Here is a 4,680-nt window from a genome sequence, read left to right as displayed (position 1 = left end):
CTATATTTTTATATTGATTTTTAAATTCGTGTGTTTTTGCACCTAGTAAATTATACAAAATACCAGATGCTACTTCTTTTGTAAGACTAAAAGTGTTTTTTACAGGGTTTGGGTATAGATTAAGATCAATGGTATCATCTTTTACATCATTAACTCCTAAGACTTCAGAGACATGAAACGTAATGTCATACAATCTAAATCTTGGTGTTACACCATCTACAGAATTGGCTAATGCTGTAGTCAAAAATTTAATTTCTTGAGACGTACTTGTAAATGATACTGGACCAGAAAATTCAAATACAACGTCATCAGCATCTCTAGAACTTGTATAACTAAAGCTTTGAGTTTCCTCGCCAATAGTAACATCAAATTTAGAAGTGTCATTTGCCTTTGAACGAACACCAAAAGTAATTTTATTACAGACAATTGTTGTGTTATTTGTACTTTTTACATAAAACTTAGCACCTTGTCCTCCGTTAGTATTTGTTGCTTGTAAATAATTATCCTTTACAGATATCTCTCCTACAGTTTCATAAAAAACATCAGTAGGATTAAAATTTTGTTCTGTATCTGTATCGTTAAGACTAATGGTAGTTACATTAACTACTTCAACTTCTTCAGACTTTACAAAAAATCCATTTTCATCAACCATATAAAATACAACTTTAGTAGCTGTTTCAGGAACATTAGCCGTTATTACATTACCTGATATAGTTGCTGCCGTATTTGATTCATGCCATTCTTCTTTTTCTCCATCTTCTACATACAGTAAATATGCTTTAGAAATACCAACTTGATTCGCCTCAGTAGAAATATTTGCTGTTACAACTTTATTATCTTGATTATATACTGTAGAAGTTACTGAAGGAACAAATACTCTATTTGGTAAACCTGCAGCTTCATCAGGATTCCACATTGGGAATTTAGCATTATTATCTTTTAGATAAGTATCCAATGCAGCAATCATACTTTCTTTTATATCTATAGGCATTGTTTCTATAACATTATTTTTCTCCTCAATATCAACAAGAACATCTCCATTATATAGTTGATACGCCTCATAAGAACCGTCTATGTATTTTTTATATAATTTATAATCACCTCTTCTAATTGTAGATTTCGATTTTTCATCATCAGCATTGGCGTAATGGAAAAACATATCTGTTCTTTCAGTACCATCAGCTTTATTTACTGTTGTAGATTGTCCACTTAATAAAGGATTTAAATCAACTCCATCTAAATCATTAAATATAGCATCTGTAACAGTTGTTCCTGTTACTGATAAAATTGTAGGATAAAAATCTATACCATTAACAACATTACTATATTCTTTATTTGGAATAACGGTTGGTCCAGATATAATTAAAGGAACTCTTGTTCCTCCTTCTTTAGAACTTGTTTTTCCTTTATCTAAAGGGAAATTGTCAGTTACAACTTCTACTTGTTTAGATACATTTCCTGATGCATCTTCAAAATCAACATTGTTTTGCTCTGAAGCTCCGTTATCTGATGAAAAAATAATATAAGTTGTTTCAAATAATTTTTTCCCTAGATTTCTTGGATCATCTGTTGCTTCTAAATAATCAATTATTTTACCTAAACTCCAATCAACTGTTTCTACCATTGCTCCATAAAATGGATTATGATCTCCTGCTGCTGTTAAAGGTGTTTTAATGGTAGGTATTCCATTTTCAAGATCTTCTGCAGATAATTCTCCACGACCAACTAATCTTTCAGATATTTTTTGTAATAATGCTAAATCTCTAGTTTGAATTGGAGTGTGAACCAACCATGTTGCCATATATAAGAAAAATGGGTCTCCATTTACTCCTTCAGCTACACTATTTTCTAAAAATTTTTCAGCTGCATCTGTAACACCATCAAAAGGCACACCATCTTCATCTAATGCATATTTACTATTGTTTACTCCAAATTCTGAAAGTGTATATCTATCATTCATACCTCTGTGTACACCTCTATCTGTAAACTGAGTTTTAAAACCTTGATCTTTTGCTTCTGGAAATCCATTAGCTCCAGCTATATGCCATTTACCTACATGACCTGTGTTATAACCTGCATCTTTTAAAGCTTCTGCAATGGTGTATTCTTCATCTTGCATTCTTAAAGGAGTAAAAGGACTAATCAATTTATTGTCAAGTTTATTTTTTGATAAACCAGGTATTTCTCCTCCAGAAACTTGAGTTAATTTTGTTTTAAGAGCATTTCTACCACTCAACATTGCTGCTCTTGATGGAGCACAAGTAGGCATTGGAGAATATGCTTGTGAGAACTTAGCCCCTAGTTTAGCTAATTTGTCCATATTTGGTGTTTCCCAAGGAGCAGGTTCACCTAAGTTATTCAAATTTGTATCCTGCCAACCTAAATCATCTACATAAAAAATGATAATGTTTGGTCTAGTATCTTGTCCCTTAATAGATAATATTGACAAACATAAAAAGAGATAGGAAAAAAAATATTTCATTATTTGTGTTGTTATTATTTATACAAAATTAGCTAATTGCACTTTTTTTTTGATGCTGTAAACAATCAACCAATTACTCTTTTCATGTGATTATATACTATTTAACGTATTTTATAAAAAATATAAAGCTTAATTTCTGAAAATAGAATCAGTAAAATATATATTTTAAGATCAAAAAAAAACACCATAAAGATTAATTTTATGATGTTTTTCAGTGTTAACTATTATTAATTATTTCACGGCAATTGCTTTTGTTGCAAATATTTTTGTGGTTTTTTGGTAACCAGCATCTGGATAGCCAATAAGATAATTGTTTTCATCTACTAAATTAAAAACATAATGTGTAGTGCCTTTTGGTAATGTTACACACACCTCATCTTTTGTAAGTTTCATTGTAATCGGAAACCAAATTTCACCTTTTATACCTCCATTTTTAGTATAAATTAATTCAGCTTTTACAACTTTAGCCCCGTTGTTTTTATATTTTAACCAAACTTTTTTTCCATCTACACCATGATCAATAACAGTAGGAACTTCAGTTTTGTTAGGTAGGTTAGCTTTACTTGTAGGATTTAAAAATGGATATCTTGCATTTAATTTTTCTAATCTTTTTTCTAAAAGACGATCCATTTCTTTTGCTTTTTTAGGCATAATAGCTGCAAGGTTTTTAGACTCCTCAATATCTACACGTTTTGAATCTTTGTCATAAAGTTGATACAATGCTAAAGATGTTTTTTCTTTAGTATCCGTATAATTACGTACCAATTTATAACCATCAATTCGTAAAGTAGACTGCATAGAACTGTTTGGATAGTGCCACATCATTGTATTTCTTGGTTTTCCAGTTTCAGGGTCTATAATTAATTTTTTATCAGTTGGGTCTTTATCTAATAAAACAGATAAGTCAGAACCATCTAAAATTTGATTTTTTTGTTTTTTTGCACCTGTCCAACTAAGTATTGTTGGGTAAAAATCGATACCATTTACCACTACATTAGATTGTGTGTTAGAAGAAATGTTGGGTCCTGTTATAATTAGAGGTACTCTTACACCACCTTCTTTTGCATTTATCTTTCCTTTATCTAACGGGTAATTATCAGTAATGATTTCTTTTGTATGTCTTTCCATACCACCATTATCAGATGTAAAAATAATATATGTATTTTCAATCAACATATGTCCTGGCCATCTAGGATCTTCAGTTTGTTTAAGATATTTAATCAATAAACCTGTATAATGATCTATTGTTTCTACCATAGCAGCATAATATGCATTTCTTTGCCCTTCTTCGTCCCAAACATCACTTTTTCTAGGATATGTAATTCCTAATTTTTCATAATATTTACGTAATAAAGCTTCACTTCTTGTATGAATAGGAGTATGTACTAAACGTGAACAGTAGTAAAGAAAGAATGGATCTTTTTTATATGTATCCATAAAATTAATACCATCTTGAGTAATATCATCAAACGGAAATCCTTCTTCATCTAAGTAAAATGGGTCAGATTTATCTGTAGTAGCAAATCCTTTTGTACGGTCTTTCATTCTTTTATGAGATCCAAATCCATGTTTAGAATAATCAAAACCTTGATCTTTAGGCTCAGGATAGTCTGTTACAGCAATACCAACATGCCATTTACCACTATGCCCAGTTTTGTAACCATTTGATTTAAGGGATTCAGCAATCGTAATTTCAGAAGTGTCTAAAGCGCCTCTCATCCATGGACTTATCAAAGTAGAACCATGATTAAAAGGCAGTGGTGGATGCCCACCTCTTACGTTTGTTCTTTCTATACGAACAGGATGTTTACCCGATAATATAGCTCCTCTAGAAGGGGAACAAGTTGGTGCAGGAGAATACGCTTGCCAAAAAAGAACACCCTCTTTAGCCAATCTATCAATGTTTGGAGTTTCGTAAGGAGATGGTTGGTCAATATCGTAACATTTTACATCTTGCCAACCTAAATCATCGGTAACTATTAACAATACATTTGGTTTTTTGGGTCTGTCATTACCTGTTTCTGTTGGTGATTGATAACTATATGCAACATTTGCATTCAGATAAAATAGAAATGAAAAAAGAATTGTTTTATACATTTTGTTTAGATAATTTTAGTAAATATATTTTAAGCATTAAAAAAAGGATAAGAATTTATTTTTGTGAAACAGATTAGTGCTTTTTCTTCTTCTTATTTTTT

At 30.8% G+C, this 4,680-nt stretch carries 2 protein-coding genes; both read right to left on the bottom strand.

What is annotated here, in order from left to right; genetic code table 11:
• Positions 1-2,482 (bottom strand): sulfatase (locus ABJG40_RS06665; protein WP_348023800.1); only part of this gene is annotated, 2,482 nt, incomplete at its 3' end.
• Positions 2,483-2,713: 231 nt separating this feature from the next.
• On the bottom strand, positions 2,714-4,579 hold the full coding sequence (locus ABJG40_RS06660) for a sulfatase (protein ID WP_348023799.1): 1,866 nt from the start codon (positions 4,577-4,579) through the stop codon (positions 2,714-2,716).
• Between the last annotated feature and the right edge of the window lie 101 nt (positions 4,580-4,680).

Source organism: Polaribacter sp. (genome assembly GCF_039939415.1).
Lineage (GTDB): Bacteria > Bacteroidota > Bacteroidia > Flavobacteriales > Flavobacteriaceae > Polaribacter.
The sequence above is the reverse complement of the archived record's forward strand: the minus strand, read 5'-3'. Positions and strand labels throughout refer to the sequence as shown.

Coding starts and splice junctions, on each gene's coding strand:
- ABJG40_RS06660 (WP_348023799.1), bottom strand. CDS start 4,579: ATGTATAAAACAATTCTTTTTTCATTTCTATTTTATCTGAATGCAAAT.